Genomic DNA, 2,132 nt, shown 5'->3' with positions numbered 1-2,132 from the left:
GTGTCGGCGACGCTCGAGAACTCGGCCAAAACGACGCTTGAAAACTAGGCCACCCAGACCAGATTGGGTGGGTGATCTCCTTGGAAGATTGGGCGTTGATCAGGCGGCTGGTCGCGGACGGGGTTCCGCAGCGCCAGGTCGCGAGGGACCTCGGGATCGCGAGGGACACGGTCGCTGCGGCGGTGCGGTCGGACCGGCCGCCGAAGTATCAGCGAAGGTCGCAGGCGACGTCGTTCTCCCCGTTCGAGGCGCGGGTGCGGGCGCTGCTGACAGAGCACCCGTCGATGCCGGCGACGGTGATCGCAGAACGCGTCGAATGGACCGGCTCAATCACCTGGTTCCGGGAGAACGTCAGGCGGCTGCGGCCGGAGCATCGCCCGGTTGATCCGGCGGACCGGCTGTCGTGGGCGGCCGGGGATGCGGCGCAGTGTGATCTGTGGTTCCCGCCGCGGAAGATCCCGCTCGAGGACGGTGGCAGTGTGCTGCTGCCGGTGCTGGTGATCGTCGCCGCGCACTCCCGGTTCATCACCGCGAGGATGATCCCGACCCGCAAGACCGAGGACCTGCTGCTGGGGTCGTGGGAGCTGATTCAGCAACTGGGGCGGGTGCCGCGCCGGCTGATCTGGGACAACGAGCCCGGCATCGGACAGAAGGGCCGGCTCGCCCAGGGCGTCGCCGCGTTCGCCGGCACCCTGGCCACCAAGGTCGTGCAGCTGCGACCCTACGACCCGGAATCGAAGGGCATCGTGGAGCGCCGCAACGGGTGGATGGAGACGTCCTTCATGCCCGGCCGCACCTTCAGCTCACCGGTCGACTTCAACCTGCAGCTCGCTGAGTGGCTCGAGCGCGCGAACGCGCGAATGGTCCGCACGATCAAGGCCAGACCGATCGATCTGATCGAGCACGACCGATCTCGGATGCTGCCGTTGCCGCCGGTCCCGCTGCAGCTGGGCTGGCGGGAGCGAGTGCGTCTGGGACGGGATTACTACGTGCGGTTGGATGCCAGCGATTACTCCGTCGACCCGCAAGCCATCGGCCGGATGGTCGACGTGACCGCGGACCTCGACCGGGTCCGAGTGCGGCTGGACGGGCGGATCCTCGCCGACCACCGCCGCATCTGGGCGCGCGGCGCCGTCGTCACCGACCCGGCCCACCGAGAGACCGCGAAGCTGCTGCGGCAGCAGTTCCAGCAGCCACGACCGCCCATCGCCGACACGGATCTGACGCGGGATCTGGCCGACTACGACCGCGCGTTCGGGATCAGCGGGGTGGCGTGATGGCCGCCAAGAGCACCGAGTCGGTGAAGCAGATCACCTACCTCGCCGGCGCACTGAAGGCGCCCCGGATCACCGAAGCCGCCAGCCGGATGGCCGACCAAGCTCGCGACGCGGGGTGGTCGTTCGAGGACTACCTCGCCGCGGTCCTCGAACGCGAAGTGTCGGCGCGGAACGCGTCGGGCGCGGAGCTGCGGATCAAAGCCGCCGGGTTCCCGGCCCGGAAGACACTCGAGGACTTCGACTGGGACGCGCAACCCACCGCCCGGCAGCAGGTCGCCGCTCTCGCCTCCGGCGGATTCCTTCTCGAAGCGCAGAACGTGGTCCTGCTCGGCCCACCGGGAACCGGGAAGACGCACCTCGCGACCGCGCTGGGGATCGTCGCGGCCCGGCATGGGCACCGAGTGCTGTTCGCCACAGCGACGGACTGGGTGACCCGACTCACCGACGCGCACCGGCAGGGGCGGCTTCCCAACGAGCTCACTCGGCTGCGCCGCTACGGGCTAATCATCGTCGACGAAGTCGGCTACCTCCCGTTCGAACAGGACGCCGCCAATCTCTTCTTCCAGCTCGTCTCGTCCCGCTACGAACACGCCTCGCTGATCCTGACCTCGAATCTGCCGTTCTCCGGCTGGGGCGGGGTCTTCGGAGACCAGGCTGTCGCTGCCGCGATGATCGACCGGATCGTCCACCACGCCGACGTGCTCACCCTCAAAGGCGCCAGCTACCGGCTCCGCGGACGAGGGATCGACAGCCTCCCAAGCATCAAGACGCAGGATCCGGCAGACTGAGCAAACGACAACCAGGTGGCCTAGTTTTCGCCCGTCGTTTTGGCCGGTTCTTCAACCGTCGTCGACA

General features: G+C 68.3%; 2 protein-coding genes. Both read left to right on the top strand.

Annotated features, from left to right (window positions below; all coding sequences use genetic code 11):
• The first annotated feature begins 71 nt into the window (after nucleotides 1–71).
• The gene (gene istA / locus ACLBXX_RS20660) at nucleotides 72–1,277 is read left to right on the top strand and encodes an IS21 family transposase (RefSeq protein WP_447659547.1); all 1,206 of its coding nucleotides are present in this window, start codon (nucleotides 72–74) and stop codon (nucleotides 1,275–1,277) included.
• Complete coding sequence (gene istB, locus ACLBXX_RS20655; RefSeq protein ID WP_447659546.1) at nucleotides 1,277–2,065, top strand: IS21-like element helper ATPase IstB; 789 nt, start codon at nucleotides 1,277–1,279, stop codon at nucleotides 2,063–2,065. The genes istA and istB overlap by 1 nt, the downstream gene beginning before the upstream one ends.
• Nucleotides 2,066–2,132: the final 67 nt, after the last annotated feature.

The organism is Microbacterium sp. C23T (assembly GCF_053345975.1).
This window is presented reverse-complemented; position numbering and strand designations above follow the sequence as displayed.